The following is a 22,738-nucleotide window of genomic DNA, read 5'->3' on the forward strand; positions in this document are numbered from 1 at the left end:
TTCAGGATTAAACAGAAAGGTGTGAAATATATTAATGGCCCATATCAACAACAATAAATTAATAATATTTTAACAAAAAACAAAAAATATAATTACATATGCGTATAGATATTTACTCTGGAGAGATAAAAAAACCGCCACGGCATTACATGGCGGTTTTTAATAGGGCAACAAAACATTAATGCAAAACGGATACAGCGTCCTGCAGGCGGCCTGCGCGATGTTTCACCATCGCCGAGACGGTAGCACTTTCTTCTACTAAACCGGCATTCTTCTGGGTGATTGCATCCAGCTCAGCGACCGCACGCGTCAGATCGGAAAGCCCGTCAACCTGTTCGGAAGTGGAGCGGCTAATCTGCCCAATCAGCGACGTCACGTTCTGTACCTGGCTGACAATATCTTCCATCGTACGGCCAGCGGCATGCACCTGATCGTAACCCGACTGCACTTTGCTGGCGCTGGCATCGATAAGCTTACGGATGTCGTTTGCCGCGCTGGCGCTGCGGCTGGCGAGATGGCGAACTTCACCCGCCACCACAGCAAAGCCTTTACCCTGCTCCCCGGCCCGCGCCGCTTCCACCGCCGCGTTTAGTGCGAGGATATTGGTCTGGAAAGCAATGTCGTTAATCAGCGTCGTAATGGAACCGATACGTTGCGTGCTGTCGGCAATCTCATCCATGGTTTTCACCACCGTCTCCATCGCTTTACCGCCGTGGGTTGCTGCGCTGCTGGCGGAACTGGAGAGCTCATCGGCTGCCGAAGCAGTTTCCGAGTTAGTTTGCAGTGATGCCGCCATCTGGCTCATGGTCGCCACTGTCTGCTGCACATTCACCACGGTTTGGCGGGTGCGTTCATTCAAATCATCATTGCCTTTCGCCAGCGTCTCGCTGCCGTTAAGCACGCTGTTAACCTGGCCAGAAACATCATTGATCAACCAGCGGCACATCAGCCCAAGCTGGCCGATGGCGCGTAACGTCAGCCCGAGTTCATCACTACGGTTCAGCGGCTGTATGCTGTTGCTCTCGCCGGTAGCCACGCTGAGCGCCTGCCGGGCAACATTCTCCGCCGGACGGACAATCTGCCATTCAACGGCCATACAGCCCACCAGCATCGCCAGCGTACCGATCGCCAGCGCCATCCCGCCTGCGCCACTCAGCCACAGCCCGGCCATCTGCGCAAGCCACAGCAGCGACATCACGCTGCGCGTACGCCAGCGCAGCGATAAGGAAGCGAGTTTCCCCCACCAGCCTTTGCTGATCACCAACCCTTTATGCACCCGTTTATTACAGCGCCCTTCATTCAGGGCCTTGTACAACGGTTCAACCGCGGCAATCTCCTCATCGGTCGCCTGGGTACGAATCGACATATAGCCGATAGTCTTACCGTTGCGCACCATCGGTATGGCGTTAGCGCGCACCCAGTAGTGATCGCCATTCTTGCGGCGGTTTTTCACCACACCGCTCCACGGCTCGCCCTGTTTGAGGGTGTACCACATATCGGCAAATGCCGCTTTGGGCATATCAGGATGCCGCACCACGTTATGGGGCTGGTCGAGCAGTTCGCCCAGGGTGTAACCGCTGGCATGGATAAAAGCATCGTTCGCGTGAGTAATGTAGCTTTGCTGGTCAGTCGTTGACATCAGAGTTGTATCAGCATCCAGCATAAAACGCTGCTGGCTGACATAAGGAGGAGAAGACATGGTTGCGTCCTGTGCGGGTTATATTGCTGTTAAAAATTGGTGCGAATGTTATTTCGGCGATAATGAATTTATCTTTAGATGTTAAATTTGATTTAGATCGCAATTCGCAATAAAACCCTGGTTTTTATGGGTTCGTTAACTCTCTGATTTTAATAGTTTCACTATGTTACCACTAAATGGCCTTAACATAATTGCTCCATCATCGCGCATTAAGCGCACCATATTGGCGCAACGCCGCGATAACCCGGCTAAATACGTACAACTTTTAATCACAAAAGATACAAAATATTAACGTAGCGGCATGATTAAATTTTGTACGCTCGCGTTTTCCCCTGGTGTTTATCCCGATTTCACCTGCCCACGCCGATGTGGCGCAATCCCTGCAATACTTAAATCGGTATCATGTGATACGCCAGCCCCCGGAGGCCATTTTGAACAGGTTACCTTCCAGCGCATCGGCATTAGCGTGCAGCGCTCACGCCCTGAATCTCATTGAGAAGCGAACGCTTGATCATGAGGAGATGAAAGCATTAAACCGAGAGGTAGTGGATTACTTTAAAGAGCATGTCAATCCGGGGTTTTTGGAGTACCGCAAATCTGTTACCGCCGGCGGGGATTACGGAGCCGTAGAGTGGCAAGCGAGCAGTCTTAATACGCTTGTCGACACCCAGGGACAGGAGTTTTTAGATTGCCTGGGTGGTTTTGGAATATTTAATGTGGGGCACCGTAATCCAGTTGTGGTTTCCGCCGTACAGAATCAACTCGCCAAACAACCTCTTCATAGCCAGGAACTGCTCGACCCACTGCGGGCGATGCTGGCAAAAACGCTGGCGGCCCTTGCGCCAGGCAAACTGAAATACAGCTTCTTTAGTAATAGCGGGACGGAATCCGTCGAAGCCGCCCTGAAACTCGCCAAGGCGTACCAGTCGCCGCGCGGCAAATTCACCTTTGTCGCGACCAGCGGCGCGTTTCATGGCAAATCATTAGGCGCGCTGTCCGCGACCGCAAAATCCACCTTCCGCAAACCCTTTATGCCGCTGCTGCCGGGCTTTCGCCACGTGCCGTTCGGCGATATCGAGGCAATGCGTACCCTGCTTAGCGAATGCCGTAAAACCGGCGACGATGTGGCGGCGGTGATCCTGGAACCTATTCAGGGTGAAGGCGGCGTGATCCTGCCGCCTGTCGGTTATCTGCCTGCGGTTCGCAAGCTGTGCGACGAGTTTGGCGCACTGCTGATCCTCGACGAAGTGCAAACCGGCATGGGCCGCACCGGTAAAATGTTCGCCTGTGAACATGAAAACGTGCAGCCGGACATTCTGTGCCTCGCCAAAGCGCTGGGCGGCGGCGTGATGCCGATTGGCGCGACGATCGCCACGGAAGAGGTTTTCTCTGTGTTATTTGATAACCCGTTCCTGCATACCACCACCTTTGGCGGTAACCCGCTGGCCTGTGCGGCGGCGCTGGCGACCATCAATGTGTTGCTGGAGGAGAACCTCCCGGCGCAGGCGGAGCAGAAAGGCGATATGTTGCTGGATGGCTTCCTGGCGCTGGCTCGCGCGTACCCGGATTTGGTACACACCGCGCGGGGTCGTGGCATGCTGATGGCAATCGAATTTGTCGATAACGAAACGGGCTACAACTTCGCCAGCGAAATGTTCCGCCAGCGCGTGCTGGTTGCCGGAACGCTCAACAACGCGAAAACCATTCGCATCGAACCGCCGCTGACACTGACCATTGAGCAGTGTGAGCAGGTGCTGAAAGCGGCAAGCAATGCGCTGGCAGCGCTGCGGGTGGCGGTAAACGCTGAGTAATCCGGTGCCCGGTAGCGTCTGCGCTTACCGGGCCTGCAAATCATGAATGCCGGTGAGGCAACGGTGCTCTCCGGCATTTTTTTGATGCTATTCCGGCAGCAAACCAATGAAACTGCGTTTTTTGCGCGGCTCGGACATCAGCGCCTCCAGCTTCTCCACGCACGCCAGATAATGCGGTGTCTTCTTATGCGCCTCAACAGCCGCATCATCCTGATAGGCCTCGTAAATAAAAAAGCGGGTCTTCACTTTGGGATCCTGCAACACATCAAAACGCAGATTGCCCGGCTCGCGGATTGCGCCTTCATGATTGGCGCGAAACACGTGCAAAAAATCCTCCACGCAATCGGGTTTAATATTGATTTCCACCAGCGTCACATTCATGGTTGCTCTCCTTGTTTTTCTTCCAGCCAGAACTGATAAGCCTCATGGGCGCTCATATTGTCGTGAACCACTTTTTTCACCGCTTTCAGCATGGCGAGCGGCGCGCTGGACTGGAAGATGTTGCGCCCCATATCCACGCCGGATGCGCCCTGATCGATGGCGCGGAAACACATCTCCAGCGCCTCCTGCTCCGGCAATTTCTTGCCGCCAGCAATCACAATCGGCACCGGGCAACTGGCGGTGACTTTTTCAAACCCCTGCTCCACAAAATAGGTTTTCACAAACTGCGCGCCCATTTCAGCGGCGATACGGCTGGCAAGCGAGAAATAACGGGCATCGCGCGTCATCTCTTTACCAACGCCGGTCACCGCAAGCACCGGAATACCATAGCGGCTCCCCGCATCGACAAGCTTGATAACATTGCCGATTGACTGATGTTCATATTCGCTGCCGATATACACCTGTGCCGCTACGGCCGATACATTCAGGCGCAGCGCATCTTCCATCGCCACCGCGACGCATTCATGGGAAAGCTCCGTCAGCATCGAATTCCCGCCGGAGGCGCGCAGCACCACGGGTTTGTTGGTGGCCGGAGGCACCACGCTGCGCAAGATGCCCCGCGTACACATCAGCACATCGGTTTCACCAAACAGCGGCGCAAGGGAGAGATCGATACGTTCAAGCCCGGTGGTTGGCCCCTGAAAGTATCCGTGATCGAAGGCCAGCATTACCGTGCGATTGCTCTTCGGGTTAAAGATCCTTGCCAGTCGCGACTGCATGCCCCAGTCCAGCGCGCCGCAGCCTTTCAGGGTAAAGGGCACATTCTGTTGCGGTATGCCAACGCCAAAATCCTTCCCCTCTTTGTGATCGTCCAGGTCCGCCATCTCTCCTCCCGCGCAAAGCTGTGATTGAACTGTTGATTTTGTGATTGAAGATTGTTCAAAAGCGTAGGCGCTGAACTATATTTTCGACCATACGAGGATCACAGTTTTATCTATAACGCTGGTCGAGGGGGCCAAACCCATGAGTTACCTGATGGCACTGGATGCAGGAACCGGCAGCATTCGCGCAGTGATCTTCGACTTATCCGGGCGGCAAATCGCCGCCGGCCAGGCCGAATGGAAACACCTGAGCATCGAAAACGTGCCGGGATCAATGGAGTTCGATCTCGACAGCAACTGGCAACTCGCCTGCCAGTGCATCCGCAAGGCGCTGGACAGCGCGGGCCTGAGTGGTGCCGATATTCAGTCCATCGCCTGCTGCTCAATGCGTGAAGGCATTGTGCTCTACGATCGCAACGGTGATGCCATCTGGGCCTGCGCCAATGTCGATTCCCGCGCCAGCCACGAAGTGGCTGAGCTCAAAGAGATCCACGACTGGCAGTTTGAATCCGAAGTCTACAGCGTCTCCGGGCAGACGCTGGCGCTCAGCGCCATGCCGCGCCTGCTGTGGCTGGCGCACCATCGTCCCGATATCTACCGCGATACCGCGACCATGACCATGATCAGCGACTGGCTGGCGTCGCGCCTCTCCGGCTGGCTGGCGGTCGATCCTTCCAACGCCGGAACCACCGGCATGCTGGATCTCTTCACCCGCGACTGGCGACCAGAGCTGCTGGATATGGCCGGGCTGCGCGCGGATCTTCTGTCGCCGGTGAAAGAGACCGGCAGCCTGCTCGGCGAAGTGACGCAGCAGGCGGCGCAAGAGTGTGGGCTGCGCGAAGGAACGCCCGTGATCATGGGCGGCGGAGATGTGCAGCTTGGCTGCCTCGGGCTTGGCGTGGTTCGCGCCGGGCAAACTGCGGTGCTCGGTGGCACATTCTGGCAGCAGGTGGTTAATCTGCCGCAGGTGCGTACCGATCCGGAGATGAATATCCGCGTGAATCCGCATGTGATCCCCGGCATGGCGCAGGCGGAATCCATCAGCTTTTTTACCGGGCTGACCATGCGCTGGTTCCGCGACGCGTTCTGCGCGGAAGAGAAGCTGATCGCCGAACGTCTCGGCACCGATGCGTATCACCTGCTGGAAGAGATGGCCAGCCGGGTACCCGCCGGTTCGTGGGGCGTGATGCCAATCTTCTCCGACGCTATGCATTTTAAGCAGTGGTATCACGCTGCGCCGTCGTTTATTAACCTCTCCATCGATGCGGAAAAATGCAATAAAGCCACGCTGTTTCGCGCGCTGGAAGAGAATGCCGCCATCGTCTCGGCCTGTAACCTGGCGCAGATCTCACGCTTCTCCGGCGTGCAATTCGACAGCCTGGTGTTCGCTGGCGGCGGCGCAAAAGGGGCGCTGTGGAGCCAGATTTTAAGTGACGTTACCGGCCTGCCGGTACGCGTGCCGGAAGTGAAAGAGGCCACTGCGCTGGGCTGCGCAATTGCGGCCGGTTTCGGTGCCGGGCTGTATGACGACATGGCGGCAACCGGCGAGCGGCTGGTGCGCTGGAGCCAGACCTACATGCCAAACCCGGCGCATCGAGAGCTGTACGACAACATGATGCTGAAGTGGCAAAAAATCTATGCCGATCAGCTGGGTCTGGTCGATAGCGGGCTGACGACATCAATGTGGCGCGCGCCCGGCCTTGCGGAAAAAGCCTGACGTCCCTTCTCACCTGGCTCCTTCCCTGCGGGAAGCGGGGTCACTATTTTGAATCCCATCACAATCATTACCTCCCGCTTTTCCCTTTTTGGCGGCGACGGCTACAGTAGAACTCATCCGACCACATAACAATAATTTTACACTGGAAGCGCGCATGAGCCATTACCCATCGTTATTCGCCCCACTCGATCTGGGCTTTACCACATTGAAAAACCGTGTGCTGATGGGATCGATGCACACCGGTCTGGAGGAGCGCCCGGACGGCGCTGAACGGCTGGCGGCCTTCTACGCGGAACGCGCACGCCACGGCGTAGCGCTGATTGTGACGGGCGGAGTCGCGCCTGCGCTCTCCGGCGTGACGATGGAGGGCGGTGCTGTGTTGCAGGATGCCAGCCAGCTTCCACATCATCGGCTGATCACCGATGCCGTGCATCAGGAAGGCGGCAAAATCGCGCTACAAATTCTGCATACCGGCCGTTACAGCTATCAGCCGCATCTGGTGGCGCCCTCGGCGTTACAGGCGCCGATTAACCGCTTTACGCCGCATGCCCTGAGCCACGACGAGATCCTCGCGCTGATCGATGACTTCGCCCATTGTGCGCAACTGGCGCAGCAGGCCGGTTATGATGGCGTGGAAATTATGGGCTCCGAAGGCTATCTGATTAATGAATTCCTCGCCGCCCGTACCAACCAGCGGGAAGATGAATGGGGAGGCGATGAAGCCCGCCGCCGCCGTTTTGCGCTGGACGTGGTGCGCAAGGTGCGTGAACGGGTCGGCCGCGAGTTTATTATTATTTACCGTCTGTCGATGCTGGATCTGGTCGAAGGCGGCGGCACGCTGGAACAGACCATCACGCTGGCGCAGGCAGTCGAAGCGGCAGGCGCGAACCTCATTAATACCGGCATCGGCTGGCATGAAGCGCGGATCCCGACGATCGCCACGCCGGTTCCGCGTGGAGCCTTTAGCTGGGTGACGCGCAAGCTGAAAGGGAAAGTGGGCATTCCGCTGGTCACCACTAACCGCATCAACGATCCGCAGGTTGCCGAAACGATCCTGAGTAACGGCGATGCTGATATGGTGTCGATGGCGCGTCCGTTCCTTGCCGATGCCGAGCTACTTTCTAAAGCGCAAAGTGGTCGCGCAGATGAGATCAACACCTGTATCGGGTGCAACCAGGCGTGCCTCGATCAGATCTTCGTCGGCAAGGTAACCTCCTGCCTGGTCAACCCGCGCGCCTGCCATGAAACGCAAATGCCGGTACTTCCGGCATTACGCAAGAAAAACCTTGCCGTTGTCGGCGCTGGTCCCGCCGGGCTGGCGTTTGCCGTGAATGCCGCGGCACGCGGGCACAGCGTGACGCTGTTTGACGCCCAGGCGGAGATCGGCGGGCAGTTTAACGTTGCCAAACAGATCCCCGGCAAAGAAGAGTTTTACGAAACCCTGCGCTACTACCGGCGCATGCTTGAACTGACAGGCGTGGCGCTGTGCCTGAACCAGCGCGTCGATCCTTCGATGCTGATGCTGTTCGATGAGGTGATCCTCGCCTGCGGTATTGAACCGCGCATTCCGCCGATCGAAGGCATCGATCATCCTAAGGTGCTGAGCTACCTCGACGTGCTGCGCGACAAAGTCCCGGTCGGCGAAAGTGTGGCGATCATCGGCTGTGGCGGGATCGGTTTTGATACCGCGATGTATTTAAGCCAGCCAGGCGAACCGACCAGCCAGAACATTGCCGAGTTTTGCGTGGAATGGGGGATCGACACCAGCCTGAAGGAAGTCGGTGGGTTGCGCCCGGAAGGGCCGCAACTGGCGAAAAGCCCGCGGCGCATTGTGATGCTGCAACGTAAAGCCGGTAAGCCGGGAGAAAATCTGGGTAAAACGACCGGCTGGATCCATCGCGCTACGCTGCTGTCACGCGGGGTGAAAATGATCCCGTCGGTCAGTTATCAGAAGATCGATGATGCCGGGCTGCACCTGTTGGTTGGTGGCGAACCGCAACTGTTGGCGGTGGATAATATCGTGATCTGCGCCGGTCAGGAACCAAAGCGCGAGCTGGCAGAACCGCTGCGTGAGGCGGGCAAAATAGTGCATCTGATTGGCGGCTGCGATGTGGCGCTGGAGCTGGACGCTCGCCGGGCGATTGCCCAGGGCACCACGCTGGCGCTGGAGATTTAATTGGCGGCTTCGCCTTACCCGGCCTGGAACAGCGGCAAATATCGCATGCCTGATAAGCGAAGCGCCATCAGGCATGCGGTTCATTTAACCGTTAGCGCTTCTTACGCACTTTCACTGCTTTAAGGATCACGAATTTGTTGTTCGTCGCGATCGTTTCGCAGTTACCAAATACGCGCTTCAGCTTGCGGAAGTAATCCAGGTGGCGGTTGCCGACAATCCGCAGCTCGCCGCCATATTTCAGGCAAAAGCGCGCATCATTAAACATCTGCCAGGCAATATGATCGGTGATGGCGCTTTGTTGATGAAACGGCGGGTTGCACAGCACCGCATCAAAACGATCCGGCTCAATCCCGGCGAGCGAGTTGTTGATCATAAAGTCGCTGCGCGCGCTCGCTTCCGGGAGATTGCTTTCCACATTCAGCCGCGCGGATGCCACAGCCATTGCCGACTCATCGGCAAACAGCACGCGGCCAGGGTTTTGCGCCAGCAGTTGCAGGCCAATCACCCCGTTGCCGCAGCCGAGATCCACCATCTCGCCTTCTATCCCTTCCGGCAGATGTTGCAGGAAGAAGCGCGCGCCGATATCCAGCCCGCTGCGTGAAAAGACATTGGCATGATTATGGATAGTCCAGTCGGTGCCATCCAGCTTCCAGCTGACGAGCTGCAACCCACTGGCGAGCGCAGGCGCAGTAAAAGTGCAGTTGATCAAACGCGCCTTTTTCCATGCCAGCGTGGTCGTCGTTGGGCCAAGAATTTTCTCGAACAGCGCCAGCGTCGAATTGTGAATATCGCGCGCTTTCGCCCCGGCGATAATCCGCGTATTCGGCGTCACCACATCGCGCAGCGCGAACAGTTGTTGCTCCAGCAGCGCCAGTTGTTTCGGGACTTTGATCAGCACCAGCGCCGGGTTGGCAGGCAGCGGGCTAAGGCTGTCTTGCAGCGTGACGGCGTTTTCATCCATCGCATTGATACGCAGATTATGCTGCGTCGCTAATTCGGCAATGTACGAATCATTAATGCAGACCGGGTGATGCTCCGCCAGCGCGCAGGCCAGCGCACCGAAGCTGTCGTTAAAGATCAGAACCGGGCCTTCGACCTCATTCACCTGTTGCAGCAGATATTCGTCCGCCGCGTCCCACGCCTGTAATGACGCCTCTTCCACGCCGACAGGAAAGCGGTCTAAAGTAAATGATTGTCCGTTTAACTCAACCTGGCTCATCGCCCCTCCGAAGTGCTAAAATTCGCGCGTTTTATCGCTTAATTATCCGGAGATGTAAACACATTTCGCCATGAACACGCTTACCTACCTTCAGGGCTATCCTGAATCCCTGCTGGCGCAGGTAACCACGCTTATTGAACAGAACCGGCTGGGCGAGGTGCTGCAAAAACGCTATCCGCTCAGCCATGGCATCACCACCGATAAAGCGCTGTATCAGTACACGCAGGAGATGAAAAACCAGTATCTGCGTAACGCCGCGCCGGTCAATAAAGTGATGTACGACAGCAAAATTCATGTGCTGAATAATGCGCTTGGCCTGCATACGGCAGTCTCGCGCGTGCAGGGCGGCAAACTAAAGGCAAAAGCGGAAATCCGCGTAGCGACAGTGTTTCGCGAAGCGCCGGAAGCGTTCCTGCGGATGATTGTGGTGCATGAGCTGGCGCATCTGAAAGAGAGAGATCACAACAAAGCGTTCTATCAACTCTGCTGCCATATGGAGCCGCAATACCACCAGCTTGAGTTTGATACCCGCCTGTGGCTGACGCACCTGGCGCTGAAATAATCCCGCCTTTGCACCGGGCAAAAAACTGGTAGTCTGTTAGCCACTCTTTTTTGTCCGCCAGGCAGACCTATGTACAACATTGATGACTTCGATCTGAAGATCCTGACGCTGCTACAGTCCAACGGCCGTTTAACCAACCAGGAGCTGAGCGAACTGATTGGCCTCTCCGCCTCGCAGTGTTCCCGCCGCCGTATTGCGCTGGAACAGGCACAGTTGATTCTCGGTTATCACGCAAGACTCGCGCCGGATGCCGCAGGCCAGGAGATGCTGGGCCTGATCGAGGTGCGTCTGCTGAACCATACGCCGGAGTGCGTGGCGAGCTTTCATCAGATGGTCAGCGGCGTGGATGCAATCATTGACGCCTATAAAACGACCGGTGACGCGGATTATTTACTCAAAGTGGCGGTTGCCGATCTGCCGGGGTTAAACCACTTAATTAGCGGTATCCTCGCGCAAAATAAAAGCGTCGCGCATCTGAAAACCTCGGTGGTACTGAATCGCCTGAAAGAGAACGGTTTGCTGATGCCAGGCAGCAGCGCATTGCCCTGAAATGGGGCATAACGCCTTTTTTTGGTGCGACATGGCGATGCTTTCACGCATAAATCATAGCTAATACGCACGTATCACCCGAAAGTAACGCCATATACGCACGTAACGTGCAAAATTCTCTTTTCCGACATTTCAAGATGTTAGCGAGTGTGTCGTCGGTTTATTCGCCATTAGCGCTTCGCAACCCTGCCATCTGGTGTATTTATTGCAGGTGATACTTATCTTTATCACTGAAATAATTGTGCACACTTATGGATAACGTCCTTACCCCAAATAAACTCGCCCATAGCTGGCTGGAAGATGCGCTGGCGCTGCTGTTTGGTACGCTGATGATCTCTTTTGGCGTCGTGCTGTTTCGTCAGTCCGGCGCGCTGACCGGCGGGACGGCAGGGCTGGCGTTTTTGATCCACTACACCACCCATGTTTCGTTTGGCGTGGCGTTCTTCCTGATTAACCTGCCGTTTTACTGGCTTTCCGTGCGCCGCATGGGCGCGCAGTTTACGTTGAAGACCTTCTGCGCGGTGGCGATGGTATCGCTCTTTTCCGATCTGCATGGCCGCTTTATTCATATCGATCAGCTCAACCCGTTCTACGCCACGCTGTTTGGCAACATCATGATGGGTATTGGTTTTGTGGTGCTGTTCCGCCATAAAGCCAGCCTCGGCGGCATGAATATTCTGGCGCTCTGGCTTCAGGAAAAGAGTGGCATCCGCGCCGGGAAATTCCAGATGGTGGTGGATGCCTGCATCGTCACCGCTTCGCTGTTTGTGGTGAATTGGCCGATGCTGGTGGTGTCGGTTGTCGGCGCAACCATCCTCAATTTGATTATCGCCATGAACCACCGCCCCGGACGCTACGCGGTGTAATGGATTGAACCTCTGACCAACCCCAGGAGTTGTAACGTGTTCCAGAATGTTGATGCCTATGCGGGCGATCCGATCCTCTCTCTGATGGAAGCGTTCCATCAGGATAACCGTAGCGACAAGGTCAATCTCAGTATCGGTCTTTATTACAATGAGCAGGCGATCATTCCGCGCCTCAAGGCCGTACAGCAGGCGGAAGAGCGCCTGCAAAGCCAGCCGCAAAGCGCCAGCCTCTATCTGCCGATGGAAGGTTTTGCGCCTTACCGCAGTGCAGTGCAAACGCTGCTGTTTGGTGAGTTACATCCGGCGCTGCGTGCCGGGCGTATCGCAACCATCCAGACGCTGGGCGGTTCCGGGGCGCTGAAAGTGGGTGCGGACTTTCTGAAAAGCTACTTCCCGGATTCCGAAGTCTGGGTCAGCGATCCGACCTGGGAAAACCATATCGCGATTTTCGCCGGTGCCGGGTTCACGGTGCATAGCTATCCCTACTTTGATAACGCCAGCCGCGGCGTCGATTTCGCAGCTCTGCTCGACACGCTGAGAACGCTGCCGCCGCGCAGTATCGTGCTGTTGCATCCCTGCTGCCATAACCCAACCGGGGCGGATCTGACGCGTAACCAGTGGGATCAGGTCATTGAAGTGCTGATTGCCCGCGAACTGATCCCGTTCCTCGACATCGCCTATCAAGGCTTTGGCGCCGGGCTGGATGACGATGCCTATGCCATTCGCGCCATTGCCAGCGCCGGTTTGCCTGCGCTGGTCAGCAACTCGTTCTCGAAAATCTTCTCACTCTATGGCGAGCGCGTCGGCGGATTGTCAGTGGTATGTGAAGATGCGGACGCCGCCGCCCGCGTGCTTGGGCAGCTTAAAGCCACGGTGCGTCGCAACTACTCAAGCCCGCCTAATTTCGGCGCACAGGTGGTTTCGCTGGTGCTTAACGACCCGCAACTGAATGTACTCTGGCGTGCTGAAATGGAAGCGATGCGTACCCGTATCAGCGAGATGCGTCACGCGCTGGTGGCGGCGCTGAAAACCGCGTTACCGCAGCAGGATTTCAGCTTCCTGCTAAGCCAGCGCGGCATGTTCAGTTACACCGGTTTTAGCCCTGAGCAGGTGGAAAAACTGCGTGAAATATTTGGCGTCTACCTGATCGCCAGCGGCCGGGTTTGCATGGCGGGGCTGAACCACCACAATATCGCCCGCGTGGCGCAGGCGTTCGCCGTCGTTCAATAATCCCTGGCGGGTTCCGCAAGGACGCGGAACCCGGTTTGTTAATGCATGGTCATGCCACCGGTGACATTGATGGCCTGCCCGGTCATATACGAGGCTAACGGGCTGGCGAGAAAGGCGACCACGTTGGCGACATCCAGCGGCTGCGCGGTGCGCCCCAGCAGCACTTGCGAACAATCTTCTGCGTAGATATCTTCCGCCGTTAAACCGCGCAAAACCGCACCTTCGCGGCGTTCGCGCCACTTCATTTCGGTCTCAACAATACCGGGGCAAACGGCGTTCACCAGAATGTTATGCCGCGCCAGTTCGATAGCCATCACCCGCGTCAGCCCCAGCACCGCATGCTTGGTGGCGACATATTGCCCCATCAACCGGTAACCGTTTTTCCCGGCCTGCGACGCAATATTGATGATGCGCCCGGCGGATTGCGGTTTCATCACGCGGATCGCCGCTTCTGACAGGTAACTCAGCCCCTTAACATTGATGTCCAGCAGCCGCTGCCAGTCGCTGTCGCGCATTGCATCTACCGGACTCATCGCCGAAACGCCGCAACTATTGACCAGAATATCCACCCCGCCAAACGTACTCATCGCAGCGTCGATCAAGGCCTCCGCCTGCGGACGCGAAGCCACATCGCAGGGTTGCAGCAGATAGCGTGAATGCAATTGTGCGGCTGTCGCAGCGATATCGCCGACAACAACATTCGCGCCGCCATGATGCAGCAGATCGGCAATCGCTTTGCCGATCCCCTGTAACCCACCGCTCACCACGGCGGTTTGCCCGCTAAAGTCGAGGGCAATCATGGTTAGTTACGCCGGAACGGGTCATCGCTGATCCCGGCGTCAAGCACCTGTTTTGCGTACTCCTGCGCCGAGAAAAGCGAATGGTCACGATAGTTGCCGCAGGCCAGCGGCGTCACAGCCGGAACATCTGTCGCGTCAAGTACGCGGCGCAGGACGCGCGTCAGAGCGGCAGCCACATCAGCAGGTTTGTGCTCATCCCATAGGATCAGGTAGAAACCGGTACGACAGCCCATTGGTGAGATATCGATAATGCCGTCCAGCTCCTCGCGCAGGCCAAAGGCCAGCAGATGCTCCAGGGTGTGCAGCGCCGCTGTCGGAATGGCGTCGGTATTCGGTTGCAGCAAACGCAAATCAAACTTTTGCACCACGCTGCCCAGCGCGTGGCGTTCAACACCGGCAACGCGAACGTAAGGGGCTTTTACTTTGGTGTGGTCGAGCGTAAAGCTTTCAACAACAGGCATGATTTTCTCCTCAGGGTTACTGCGACGACTCGCGGCGCAGACGGCGCGCCAGGCGGGTGCCGAGGGTCTGGATTAACTGCACAATGACAATCAGAACAAGGGCGGTCACCAGCGTGGCAAACGCATCAAAACGCTGGTAACCGTAAGTAATGGCGAGATCGCCGATGCCGCCGCCGCCGACCGTTCCGGCCATCGCGGTGGCGCCCAGCAGGCCAATGGTGGCAGTCGTTAATGCGAGGACCAGCGAAGAGGCGGCTTCCGGCAGCATAAAGTGCCAGATCGTTTGCAACGGAGAAGCGCCCATCGCATCCGCCGCTTCCAGAATGCCGTCATCAATATCCAGCAGTGAGCTCTCCACCAGCCGCGAAATGTACGGGGCGATAAAGACAATCAGCGGCACAATCGCCCCGGCAGTACCGATGGTGGTGCCAACCAGCAAACGGGTGAAAGGCAGAATGGTGATCAGCAAAATGATAAAAGGCAGCGAGCGCACGACGTTGATCACCGGGTTTAGCACCTGATGAACCACGCGATTAGGCACAATGCCGCCGGGTCGGCAAATCACCAGCACAATCCCCAGCGGAATGCCGAGCAGGGAGCCAAACCCTAACGACACGCACACCATTACCAGCGTGTCATGCAGCGCCAGCACAAACTGATCGCCGGTCACGGCAGTATCAAATAACTCAAACATCGCTGATTTTTACCCCCGCCTCGTGAAGATCGGCAATCGCGCTGGTTATCGCCGCGTCGTCTCCCTGAATTTGCACAATCATAAAACCGATAATGCGGTTCTGGACTTCTGACATGCTGGCAAAAAGGATATTGATTTCAATCGCATAACTTTTAATGATGCGGTTGATGATCGGCTGTTGCGCGGTGCTGCCGACAAACTCCAGCCGCAACCCGCGCCCGTGCGCCTGAAGTAATGCATCAACGCGCGCCGGAAGCCGGTCATGGATCACCGACTGCACAAAGCTGGCGGTTACGGCGTGACGGGGTTCAGCAAACAACGTAAACACCTCGCCGTGCTCCACGACCCGGCCCCGCTCCATCACCGCCACTTTGTTGCAAATCTTTTGCACCACTGACATTTCATGAGTAATCAACACGATAGTGATGCCATAGCGCTGATTGATCTCTTTCAGTAGCAGCAGGATCTGTACGGTCGTGTGCGGATCCAGCGCCGAGGTCGCTTCGTCGCACAGCAGCACTGAAGGGTTGGTTGCCAGCGCACGGGCGATGCCAACGCGCTGTTTCTGCCCGCCGGATAACTCGTCCGGATAGCTGTGCGCCTTGTCGCCAAGGCTGACGAAATCAAGCAGTTCCGTAACACGCGCCTGAATAAAAGCTTTATCTTTGCCTTGCAGAATCAACGGGATGGCCACGTTATGGAAAACGGTTTTCGCATTCAGCAAATTAAAATTCTGAAAGATCATGCCGATGTTTTTTTTGATCGCCTGCAAGCGCTTTCCGGTTACGCCCTGCAGTGATTCTCCATTCAGCACGACATCGCCTTTCCCTGGCGATTCAAGACGATTGATTAAACGTAGCAAGGTACTTTTCCCTGCACCGCTGTAACCAATAATCCCGAAAATATCGCCCTTTTCAATTTTCAGCGTAATGTTATCCAGCGCCTGGATTTGGTGGCCGTTACGCGCAAAGGTTTTACTGACGTTACGAAACTCAATCATCGGATTATTTATTTAAAGTAATCAGGCAACAGATAGCCGCTATATTGCGATTGTCCGTGAATATAATTTTTGAATTCGGCCGAGTGATAGCCAGCAATAATATCTTTGGCAAACTGCGCATCTTTATTTTTGCCCGCGATGGTCACCACATTAATAAAGTTGCTGGTGGGATCTTCCAGTTTTAATGCCGAAGCCAGTTTCATTCCGCTGGAGACCGCAAAATTCCCCTGAATTAATCCATAATCCACATCCGGCAGGGCGCGAACCTGCTGGGCGTTATCCATCTCTTTCAACACGATTTTATACGGGTTTTCGCTGATATTGCGCTGGGAGAAGGTTGCCGGATCGCTCTTTGGATCGATCTTTATCCAGCCCAGGCTTTGCAGCACCAGCGCGGCGCGATACTCGTTCGAGGGCTGATTCGGTACCGATACCGTGGTGCCCGCTTCGGGTTTCACCAGTTGTTTTATCTTCGCGGAATAGAGGCCCATCGGCGGTGTCGGCACTTGCACAATGCCGATATTATCGATGCCTAACCGTTCATTCACCGATTTTAGATACACCGGATGCTGCATGATATTGGCTTCAATATTCCCGCGCGCCACCGCATCATTCACCTGAATACCGTCGCTAAAATCTTTAAATTCGACGGTGTAGCCTTTGGCCTGCAGGAAAGGGACAACACCTTTTTCAAACTGTTCTTTATAAGGACCAGGGTTAAAACCCACGCGGATGAGTTTGGTTTGTGCATCCGCCGCCAGCGCCAGCGAAGAGGAAGTGGCTAATAATGCAAAGATAACACCCAATATGACTGGCCTGCTCATTAATAATGTCCCCATCAGAGTAAATTTCGATCTGATTAAATCACAGGCGATATATTTTTATTTTGCTTTTTTGTCATAACGATAATTGCCCACAGAATATTCAAAAAATAAAAAAACATTGCCGCTTTTATTCTTTAGCGAATCCGCCATTTGCTGTTATGCCATAGGGAATAATGGATACTATGTTGAGCAAACTATGCCTGATTTTTCCCCTTCACCGTTGATCGATGCGCTGGAAGAGAACCTGTTTAGCGCGCTGGAAAAGGTGGCGGCAACCATTGATACCGCCGCGTTGCCGCTCGTGGATCTCTCCAGCGGCAGCCCAGGGCAACCCACACCGCCGGAAATCATTGCCCGCCTGCAACACGCCGTTGCCGACGAGCAGAACCACGGTTATCCCTCGTTCTGGGGCAAGACACAGGTGCGCCAGGCGATTGCCGATTTTTACCAGCAACGTTATGGCGTCGAACTGGATCCGGGGCGGGAAGTGGCAGTTTTTCAGGGATCGCATATCGGCGTCAGCGGTCTGCCGCGCGCGCTGCTCAAGCCCGGGCAATACCTGATCTCCACCGATCCTTGTTACCCCATTTATCGCTCAGCCGCGCTACAGGCGCAGGCTCGCTTTTATGGCATCCCGCTGGAGGAAGCCGGTGACTTTTTACCGGACTTCAGCCGCGTGCCCGCCGATGTCGCCCGTCATGCCGGTTTGTTGATGCTCAATTATCCGCACAACCCCACCGGCGCGCTGGCCACGCCAGCGTTGTTCTCGGCGGCGCTCGATTTCGCCCGCGAATACCATATTCCGGTGGTGCATGATTTTGCCTATGCGGCGATTGGCAGCCACGCGGAAGAAGCGCCATTAAGCCTGCTGGCGATGCCCGGCGCTAAAGCGTGGGGCGTAGAGACCTATACGCTGTCGAAAACTTTCAGCATGGCGGGCTGGCGCTTTGGTTTTGCCGTCGGCAATGCATCTGTCATTCAGGCGTTTAAAAAGCTGCATACCCACAGCTACAGCACCGTTTTTGGTGCGGTACAGGATGCGGCAATCGCGGCGTTAGCGCTGCCGCCACAGCGTACGCAGCAACTGGTGGCGGTTTACCATCAGCGACGCAAATGGGTGCTGGAAATGCTGGCCGCGATGTCATGGCCGGTACACGCAAGGCAAGGCACGTTTTTTCTCTGGCTGCCCGTACCTGCGGGCTTTAACGCCGCTACGTTTTCCGCTTTACTGCTCAACGAGGCGCATGTGCTGGTTGCGCCGGGTTCAGGCTTTGGTAAAGGAGGCGAGCAGTTTATTCGTATCAGCCTGACGGCCAGCGATGAGGCGCTCGAAACCGCGCTTTCGCGTATTGCTGCGCTGCGTCTCTTCCCCGGTTGAGGCCATTTGTGCTTCTGCGTAGCAGTGCACTGGTTTTGTCATTATGACGTGGTAGAGTGCACAAATACCCCCTTTACGGAGAAATTGCGCCCTTATGATACGTTTCGCTGTCATAGGTACAAACTGGATCACCCGCCAGTTTGTCGACGCCGCCCATGAGACGGGCAAATATAAACTCACCGCCGTTTTTTCCCGCAGCCTTGAACAGGCGCAAACGTTCGCCAACGACTACCCGGTAGAACATCTGTTTACCTCTCTGGAAGAGATGGCGAAAAGCGATGCCATTGATGCGGTGTATATTGCCAGCCCGAACTCTCTGCATTTCCCGCAGACCCGGCTGTTTCTGAGCCACAAAAAGCATGTGATCTGTGAAAAACCGCTGGCCTCGAACTTACAGGAAGTCGAAGCGGCGATTGCCTGTGCGCGGGAAAATCAGGTGGTGCTGTTTGAAGCCTTCAAAACCGCCAGCCTGCCGAACTTCATCCTGCTGAAACAGTCGCTGACGAAAGTGGGCAAAGTGCGAAAAGCCTTTATCAACTACTGCCAGTACTCTTCGCGCTACCAGCGTTATCTGGATGGCGAAAACCCGAATACCTTTAATCCGGCGTTCTCTAACGGTTCGATTATGGATATCGGCTTCTACTGCCTGGCATCTGCGGTAGCGCTGTGGGGCGAGCCGCACAGCGTACAGGCCACCGCCAGCCTGCTCGACAGCGGCGTTGATGCGCACGGCGTGGTGGTGATGGATTACGGCGATTTCAGCGTTACGCTGCAACACTCGAAAGTGAGCGACTCCGTTTTGCCAAGCGAGATCCAGGGTGAAGCCGGTTCGCTGGTGGTGGAAAAGATCTCCGAATGCCAGAAAGTGTCGTTCGTGCCGCGCGGCAGTAAAGCGCAGGAGCTGACGCAGCCGCAGCATATCAACACCATGCTCTATGAAGCGGAGACCTTTGCGCGGCTGGTGGAAGAGAATGAGATCAACCATCCGGGGCTGGCTATCAGCCGTACCACGGCCAAACTGCAAACGGAAATCCGCCGTCAGACCGGCGTGAAATTCCCGGCAGATGACGTTGGCGTCGAACTCACTGCGTAAAGGTTCGTAAACCAGGCAAGCCGAATCATTGACGGCACGAATAGACTGACATATTTTGTTACTCGCAAAGGGGAGTAACTTCATTGCCGGTGGATCGTCATTACGATGCGTTATTGCATCCGGTCGCCGGGCGTCTTCGCAGACGTAAGTGAGACCTTGCCGGAAGGCGAGACTCCCTGCATCTAAAGCAAGCGGCTGACGTCTTTCGACGTTAGCCGTTTTTTGTTTTAGGTAAGGAATTCATTATGAATACAGTCGGCACACCGATGTTATGGGGCGGGTTCGCTGTCGTGGTCGTGATTATGCTGGCCATCGACCTCTTGCTTCAGGGACGACGCGGCGCGCACACCATGTCCATGAAGCAAGCGGCCGTATGGTCGATCGTCTGGGTTAGCCTCTCGCTACTCTTCAATGCCGCGTTCTGGTGGTATCTGACGCAAACCGAAGGGCGCGCAGTGGCAGATACGCAGGCGCTGGCGTTTCTCACCGGTTACCTGATTGAAAAAGCGCTGGCGGTGGATAACGTCTTTGTCTGGCTGATGCTGTTCAGCTACTTTGCGGTTCCGGCGGCGCTCCAGCGGCGGGTGCTGGTTTACGGCGTACTCGGCGCGATTGTGCTGCGTACCATCATGATCTTCGCCGGTAGCTGGCTGATCTCGCAATTCTCATGGTTGCTGTATGTGTTTGGCGCTTTCCTGCTGTTTACCGGCGTGAAGATGGCGCTGGCGAAAGAAGATGAAACCGGGATCGGCGATAAGCCGCTGGTGCGCTGGCTGCGCGGGCATTTGCGCATGACGGATCGCATCGAAAGCGAGCACTTCTTTGTGCGTAAAAATGGCCTGCTGTTCGCCACGCCGCTGTTGCTGGTGCTGATTCTGGTGGAACTGAGCGATGTGATTTTTGCCGTCGACAGCATTCCGGCGATCTTTGCGGTGACCACCGATCCCTTTATCGTACTGACCTCAAACCTGTTCGCGATTCTGGGTCTGCGCGCCATGTACTTCCTGCTGGCGGGCGTCGCGGAGCGCTTCTCAATGCTTAAGTACGGGCTGTCGGTGATCCTGGTGTTTATTGGTATCAAGATGCTGATCGTGGATTTCTTCCATATCCCTATCGCCATTTCGCTGGGGGTGGTCGGCGGGATCCTGGCGCTGACGCTGCTGATCAACGCCTGGGTTAACTACCAGAACGACAAGAAAAAAGCGCAGGAATAGCAAACCTGCCGTCAGCGGGCGGCAGGCTCTTTATGCACCGCGGTTTCGATTTTAAACGGATCGATACCGCGTCGCTGCATACGCCAGAAACGAATAATGTTCAGCCCGTTCATCACCAGAAAACTGCCTTCGATCAGCGTACCGCCAATCGATCCGAGCCAGAAGTTGTGGATCACCCAGCATCCGGTCGAACACCAGATGACACAGCGCATCGGTAAACCTTTAAAGCGGAACAGCGCCCAGGTACTGACGATCGTTCCCGCCACCGGCAACAACTCAATCGGATTGTGGAATTTTGCCAGCCCCAACCCGCCGGTCAGCACAATGAACAGCACCATCACCCACACATTGCGGGTGCGCAGCGTGATTAGCGTTCGTATTGCGTTGAGCATGGCGCTCGATCCGGCGGGAAATGCGCCCATGAGAAAAAAGTGCACGCCGATGATGGCGCTGTAGAGCGAGAGCTGCTTTTTGAAGCGGCGCTCATCACGATTGATGAAGGTTGTAATACCAATCAGAAAGGCAATGACACCAACGCCCTGGGCAAGCCAATACGTGGTCATGAAAAATCCTTGTCAGGTCCAAAAGAGAAGATGTTACAACATGCCAGCGCTAACGTATTTACCAAAATATTTCGCGCCAGGGCTACAACGGCGACCCCGGGCGCGAAAGATAAAGGCCAATCAGAGCGTAACGCCGCTTTTGAAAATGGCTAACTCGCGGAAATCGTTCTTCTCGTTACAGGTTTGCTTACCGTTAGCGATATCGACAATCACATCAACAAACTCGTTCAGCAGTTGCGGCATCGCTTTGCCGTGAATCAGTTGACCTGCATCGAAGTCGATCCAGTGTTTTTTCTTCCCGGCCAGTTCGCTGTTGGTGGCGATTTTTACCGTTGGCACAAAACCACCGTACGGCGTACCGCGACCGGTACTGAACAGCACCATATGGCAACCAGCACCTGCCAGTGCACTGGTGGCAACGGCATCGTTACCCGGAGCGCTCAGCAGATTCAGGCCGTGAGTTTTCAAACGCTCGCCGTAACGCAGCACATCCACGACCTGGCTGGCCCCTGCTTTCTGTGTACAGCCGAGGGACTTCTCTTCCAGCGTGGTGATACCGCCTGCTTTGTTACCCGGCGATGGGTTCTCATAAATCGGCTGATTATGAGCGATAAAGTACTGTTTGAAGTCATTCACCATGGTGACGGTCTTCTCAAAGGTGCTTTCGTCGCGGCAATGGCTCATCAGAATACGCTCAGCACCGAACATTTCCGGCACTTCGGTCAGCACGGTAGTACCGCCGTTACCGATCACATAATCGGAGAAACGACCGAGCATCGGGTTCGCGGTAATACCGGACAGGCCATCTGAGCCGCCGCATTCCAGACCGAATTTCAGCTCGCTCAGTTTACCCGGCTCGCGTTTGTCGTTACGCATTGCCTGATAGAGCTCATGCAAATGTTCAAGCCCGGCTTCCACTTCGTCGTCCTGGTGTTGGCAAATCATAAAGTGAACGCGTTCCGGGTCGAACTCACCCAGCGTCTCGCGGAAGGCATCGACCTGGTTGTTTTCACAACCCAGACCAATTACCAGCACCGCTCCGGCGTTAGGGTGACGCACCATGTTTTGCAGCATGGTGCGGGTGTTGATGTGGTCGTCGCCCAACTGGGAACAACCATAGGTGTGGCTGAACAGGTAAACGCCGTCGATACCTTCGGCATCCTGGGTCTCTTTCAGGAAACGGTTCTGGATCTGGCGGGCGATGCCGTTAACACAGCCCACGGTCGGCAGGATCCACAGTTCGTTGCGGATCCCGACTTCACCCTTTGCGCGACGGTAGATCTGAATGTCCCGATCCACCGCCTGTGCGCCTTCATCCTGAAAATCAGGTTGATAGCTATACTCGTCCAGATCGCTCAGATTGGTACGCGCGTTATGGGAATGAATGTGCTCGCCCGGCGCGATATCTGATGTCGCATGACCAATTGGCAGACCATACTTGACAACATTTTCACCTTCGGCAATGGGTTGCAGAGCAAACTTATGCCCGCGCACCACTGCCTGGCGCAGCCGAACGGTCTGGTTGTCGACAACGACTTCCGACCCTTCGGCGAGATCCGCCAGTGCTACCGCAACGTTATCCAGCGAATGGATCTTGATGTATTGCATATCAACCTCAAA

Annotated in this window: 21 protein-coding genes; 10 read left to right on the plus strand and 11 right to left on the minus strand. The window is 55.7% G+C overall.

Going from position 1 to position 22,738, the window contains the following annotated elements; translation table 11 throughout:
* Window positions 1-178: 178 nt before the first annotated feature.
* Entirely contained in the window at window positions 179-1,699 is a 1,521-nt protein-coding gene (locus tag CWM66_RS17855; RefSeq protein ID WP_079517318.1) for a PAS domain-containing methyl-accepting chemotaxis protein, read from the minus strand.
* Between the two features lie 431 nt (window positions 1,700-2,130).
* On the opposite strand from CWM66_RS17855, the gene ygjG reads away from it, so the two are divergent.
* On the plus strand, window positions 2,131-3,510 hold the full coding sequence (gene ygjG / locus CWM66_RS17860; protein ID WP_172745712.1) for a putrescine aminotransferase: 1,380 nt from the start codon (window positions 2,131-2,133) through the stop codon (window positions 3,508-3,510).
* An 87-nt stretch (window positions 3,511-3,597) separates the two neighbouring features.
* Here the strand turns inward: ygjG and lsrG are convergent, their stop codons facing one another.
* Both lsrG and lsrF read right to left on the minus strand, forming a co-directional pair.
* Window positions 3,598-3,891, minus strand: coding sequence for a (4S)-4-hydroxy-5-phosphonooxypentane-2,3-dione isomerase (gene lsrG / locus CWM66_RS17865; protein WP_007370002.1), 294 nt, complete (start codon window positions 3,889-3,891; stop codon window positions 3,598-3,600).
* On the minus strand, window positions 3,888-4,775 hold the full coding sequence (gene lsrF, locus CWM66_RS17870) for a 3-hydroxy-5-phosphonooxypentane-2,4-dione thiolase (RefSeq protein ID WP_007370001.1): 888 nt from the start codon (window positions 4,773-4,775) through the stop codon (window positions 3,888-3,890). The genes lsrG and lsrF overlap by 4 nt, the downstream gene beginning before the upstream one ends.
* 139 nt (window positions 4,776-4,914) lie before the next feature.
* Here lsrF and lsrK point away from each other — a divergent pair, with 139 nt between their 5' ends.
* Together lsrK and CWM66_RS17880 are read left to right on the plus strand one after the other, a co-directional pair.
* Window positions 4,915-6,489, plus strand: a complete 1,575-nt coding sequence (gene lsrK, locus CWM66_RS17875; RefSeq protein WP_035887873.1) for an autoinducer-2 kinase — start codon at window positions 4,915-4,917, stop codon at window positions 6,487-6,489.
* A gap of 154 nt (window positions 6,490-6,643) precedes the next feature.
* The gene (locus CWM66_RS17880) at window positions 6,644-8,665 is read left to right on the plus strand and encodes an NADPH-dependent 2,4-dienoyl-CoA reductase (RefSeq protein ID WP_035887876.1); all 2,022 of its coding nucleotides are present in this window, start codon (window positions 6,644-6,646) and stop codon (window positions 8,663-8,665) included.
* A gap of 91 nt (window positions 8,666-8,756) precedes the next feature.
* Here the strand turns inward: CWM66_RS17880 and rlmG are convergent, their stop codons facing one another.
* Entirely contained in the window at window positions 8,757-9,884 is a 1,128-nt protein-coding gene (gene rlmG, locus CWM66_RS17885) for a 23S rRNA (guanine(1835)-N(2))-methyltransferase RlmG (protein ID WP_107147020.1), read from the minus strand.
* A gap of 70 nt (window positions 9,885-9,954) precedes the next feature.
* Here rlmG and CWM66_RS17890 point away from each other — a divergent pair, with 70 nt between their 5' ends.
* From CWM66_RS17890 to CWM66_RS17905, 4 genes are all read left to right on the plus strand, one after another.
* Window positions 9,955-10,446, plus strand: a complete 492-nt coding sequence (locus CWM66_RS17890; RefSeq protein ID WP_107147021.1) for a M48 family metallopeptidase — start codon at window positions 9,955-9,957, stop codon at window positions 10,444-10,446.
* 69 nt (window positions 10,447-10,515) lie between these two features.
* Window positions 10,516-10,995: an Lrp/AsnC family transcriptional regulator gene (locus CWM66_RS17895; protein WP_007369995.1), complete on the plus strand. Its 480-nt coding sequence runs from the start codon at window positions 10,516-10,518 to the stop codon at window positions 10,993-10,995.
* A gap of 251 nt (window positions 10,996-11,246) precedes the next feature.
* Complete coding sequence (locus CWM66_RS17900; RefSeq protein WP_007369994.1) at window positions 11,247-11,861, plus strand: YitT family protein; 615 nt, start codon at window positions 11,247-11,249, stop codon at window positions 11,859-11,861.
* A gap of 36 nt (window positions 11,862-11,897) precedes the next feature.
* The gene (locus CWM66_RS17905; protein WP_107147022.1) at window positions 11,898-13,091 is read left to right on the plus strand and encodes an amino acid aminotransferase; all 1,194 of its coding nucleotides are present in this window, start codon (window positions 11,898-11,900) and stop codon (window positions 13,089-13,091) included.
* Window positions 13,092-13,129: 38 nt separating this feature from the next.
* Here the strand turns inward: CWM66_RS17905 and CWM66_RS17910 are convergent, their stop codons facing one another.
* Genes CWM66_RS17910 through CWM66_RS17930 form a run of 5 tightly spaced genes read right to left on the minus strand, consistent with a single transcriptional unit; the run spans window position 13,130 to window position 16,870 of the window.
* Window positions 13,130-13,891, minus strand: a complete 762-nt coding sequence (locus tag CWM66_RS17910) for an SDR family NAD(P)-dependent oxidoreductase (RefSeq protein WP_007369992.1) — start codon at window positions 13,889-13,891, stop codon at window positions 13,130-13,132.
* 2 nt (window positions 13,892-13,893) lie between these two features.
* Window positions 13,894-14,352 (minus strand): S-ribosylhomocysteine lyase, encoded by a 459-nt coding sequence (locus CWM66_RS17915; protein WP_035887884.1) that lies wholly within the window; start codon window positions 14,350-14,352, stop codon window positions 13,894-13,896.
* Between the two features lie 16 nt (window positions 14,353-14,368).
* A complete protein-coding gene (locus CWM66_RS17920; protein ID WP_107147023.1) occupies window positions 14,369-15,046 on the minus strand; it encodes a methionine ABC transporter permease in 678 nt (225 codons plus the stop codon).
* Window positions 15,039-16,046, minus strand: a complete 1,008-nt coding sequence (locus CWM66_RS17925) for a methionine ABC transporter ATP-binding protein (protein WP_064563487.1) — start codon at window positions 16,044-16,046, stop codon at window positions 15,039-15,041. Before CWM66_RS17925 ends, CWM66_RS17920 begins: the two co-directional genes overlap by 8 nt.
* An 8-nt stretch (window positions 16,047-16,054) precedes the next feature.
* Window positions 16,055-16,870, minus strand: a complete 816-nt coding sequence (locus tag CWM66_RS17930; RefSeq protein WP_035887889.1) for a MetQ/NlpA family ABC transporter substrate-binding protein — start codon at window positions 16,868-16,870, stop codon at window positions 16,055-16,057.
* A gap of 196 nt (window positions 16,871-17,066) precedes the next feature.
* Here CWM66_RS17930 and CWM66_RS17935 point away from each other — a divergent pair, with 196 nt between their 5' ends.
* From CWM66_RS17935 to CWM66_RS17945, 3 genes are all read left to right on the plus strand, one after another.
* On the plus strand, window positions 17,067-18,248 hold the full coding sequence (locus tag CWM66_RS17935; protein ID WP_107147024.1) for an aminotransferase class I/II-fold pyridoxal phosphate-dependent enzyme: 1,182 nt from the start codon (window positions 17,067-17,069) through the stop codon (window positions 18,246-18,248).
* A gap of 94 nt (window positions 18,249-18,342) precedes the next feature.
* Window positions 18,343-19,341, plus strand: coding sequence for a Gfo/Idh/MocA family protein (locus CWM66_RS17940; protein WP_007369985.1), 999 nt, complete (start codon window positions 18,343-18,345; stop codon window positions 19,339-19,341).
* 245 nt (window positions 19,342-19,586) lie between these two features.
* Window positions 19,587-20,555, plus strand: coding sequence for a TerC family protein (locus tag CWM66_RS17945; protein WP_007369984.1), 969 nt, complete (start codon window positions 19,587-19,589; stop codon window positions 20,553-20,555).
* 11 nt (window positions 20,556-20,566) lie between these two features.
* On the opposite strand, the gene CWM66_RS17950 is transcribed toward CWM66_RS17945, so the two are convergent.
* Together CWM66_RS17950 and CWM66_RS17955 are read right to left on the minus strand one after the other, a co-directional pair.
* The gene (locus CWM66_RS17950) at window positions 20,567-21,118 is read right to left on the minus strand and encodes a YgjV family protein (RefSeq protein WP_007369983.1); all 552 of its coding nucleotides are present in this window, start codon (window positions 21,116-21,118) and stop codon (window positions 20,567-20,569) included.
* Window positions 21,119-21,238: 120 nt separating this feature from the next.
* Complete coding sequence (locus tag CWM66_RS17955) at window positions 21,239-22,726, minus strand: UxaA family hydrolase (protein ID WP_107147025.1); 1,488 nt, start codon at window positions 22,724-22,726, stop codon at window positions 21,239-21,241.
* Window positions 22,727-22,738: the final 12 nt, after the last annotated feature.

It is taken from the genome of Kosakonia sp. H7A (assembly GCF_003028445.1).
Taxonomy (GTDB): domain Bacteria; phylum Pseudomonadota; class Gammaproteobacteria; order Enterobacterales; family Enterobacteriaceae; genus Kosakonia; species Kosakonia radicincitans.

Bases quoted from the DNA above. Each gene is read 5' to 3' on its own strand.
- CWM66_RS17895 (WP_007369995.1), top strand. From the start codon at position 10,516: ATGTACAACATTGATGACTTCGATCTGAAGATCCTGACGCTGCTACAG.
- CWM66_RS17945 (WP_007369984.1), top strand. From the start codon at position 19,587: ATGAATACAGTCGGCACACCGATGTTATGGGGCGGGTTCGCTGTCGTG.
- CWM66_RS17880 (WP_035887876.1), top strand. From the start codon at position 6,644: ATGAGCCATTACCCATCGTTATTCGCCCCACTCGATCTGGGCTTTACC.
- lsrK (WP_035887873.1), top strand. From the start codon at position 4,915: ATGAGTTACCTGATGGCACTGGATGCAGGAACCGGCAGCATTCGCGCA.
- CWM66_RS17940 (WP_007369985.1), top strand. From the start codon at position 18,343: ATGATACGTTTCGCTGTCATAGGTACAAACTGGATCACCCGCCAGTTT.
- CWM66_RS17920 (WP_107147023.1), bottom strand. From the start codon at position 15,046: ATGTTTGAGTTATTTGATACTGCCGTGACCGGCGATCAGTTTGTGCTG.
- CWM66_RS17925 (WP_064563487.1), bottom strand. From the start codon at position 16,046: ATGATTGAGTTTCGTAACGTCAGTAAAACCTTTGCGCGTAACGGCCAC.
- CWM66_RS17915 (WP_035887884.1), bottom strand. From the start codon at position 14,352: ATGCCTGTTGTTGAAAGCTTTACGCTCGACCACACCAAAGTAAAAGCC.
- lsrF (WP_007370001.1), bottom strand. From the start codon at position 4,775: ATGGCGGACCTGGACGATCACAAAGAGGGGAAGGATTTTGGCGTTGGC.
- CWM66_RS17890 (WP_107147021.1), top strand. From the start codon at position 9,955: ATGAACACGCTTACCTACCTTCAGGGCTATCCTGAATCCCTGCTGGCG.
- CWM66_RS17855 (WP_079517318.1), bottom strand. From the start codon at position 1,699: ATGTCTTCTCCTCCTTATGTCAGCCAGCAGCGTTTTATGCTGGATGCT.
- CWM66_RS17950 (WP_007369983.1), bottom strand. From the start codon at position 21,118: ATGACCACGTATTGGCTTGCCCAGGGCGTTGGTGTCATTGCCTTTCTG.
- rlmG (WP_107147020.1), bottom strand. From the start codon at position 9,884: ATGAGCCAGGTTGAGTTAAACGGACAATCATTTACTTTAGACCGCTTT.
- lsrG (WP_007370002.1), bottom strand. From the start codon at position 3,891: ATGAATGTGACGCTGGTGGAAATCAATATTAAACCCGATTGCGTGGAG.
- CWM66_RS17955 (WP_107147025.1), bottom strand. From the start codon at position 22,726: ATGCAATACATCAAGATCCATTCGCTGGATAACGTTGCGGTAGCACTG.
- CWM66_RS17900 (WP_007369994.1), top strand. From the start codon at position 11,247: ATGGATAACGTCCTTACCCCAAATAAACTCGCCCATAGCTGGCTGGAA.
- CWM66_RS17930 (WP_035887889.1), bottom strand. From the start codon at position 16,870: ATGAGCAGGCCAGTCATATTGGGTGTTATCTTTGCATTATTAGCCACT.
- CWM66_RS17935 (WP_107147024.1), top strand. From the start codon at position 17,067: ATGCCTGATTTTTCCCCTTCACCGTTGATCGATGCGCTGGAAGAGAAC.
- CWM66_RS17910 (WP_007369992.1), bottom strand. From the start codon at position 13,891: ATGATTGCCCTCGACTTTAGCGGGCAAACCGCCGTGGTGAGCGGTGGG.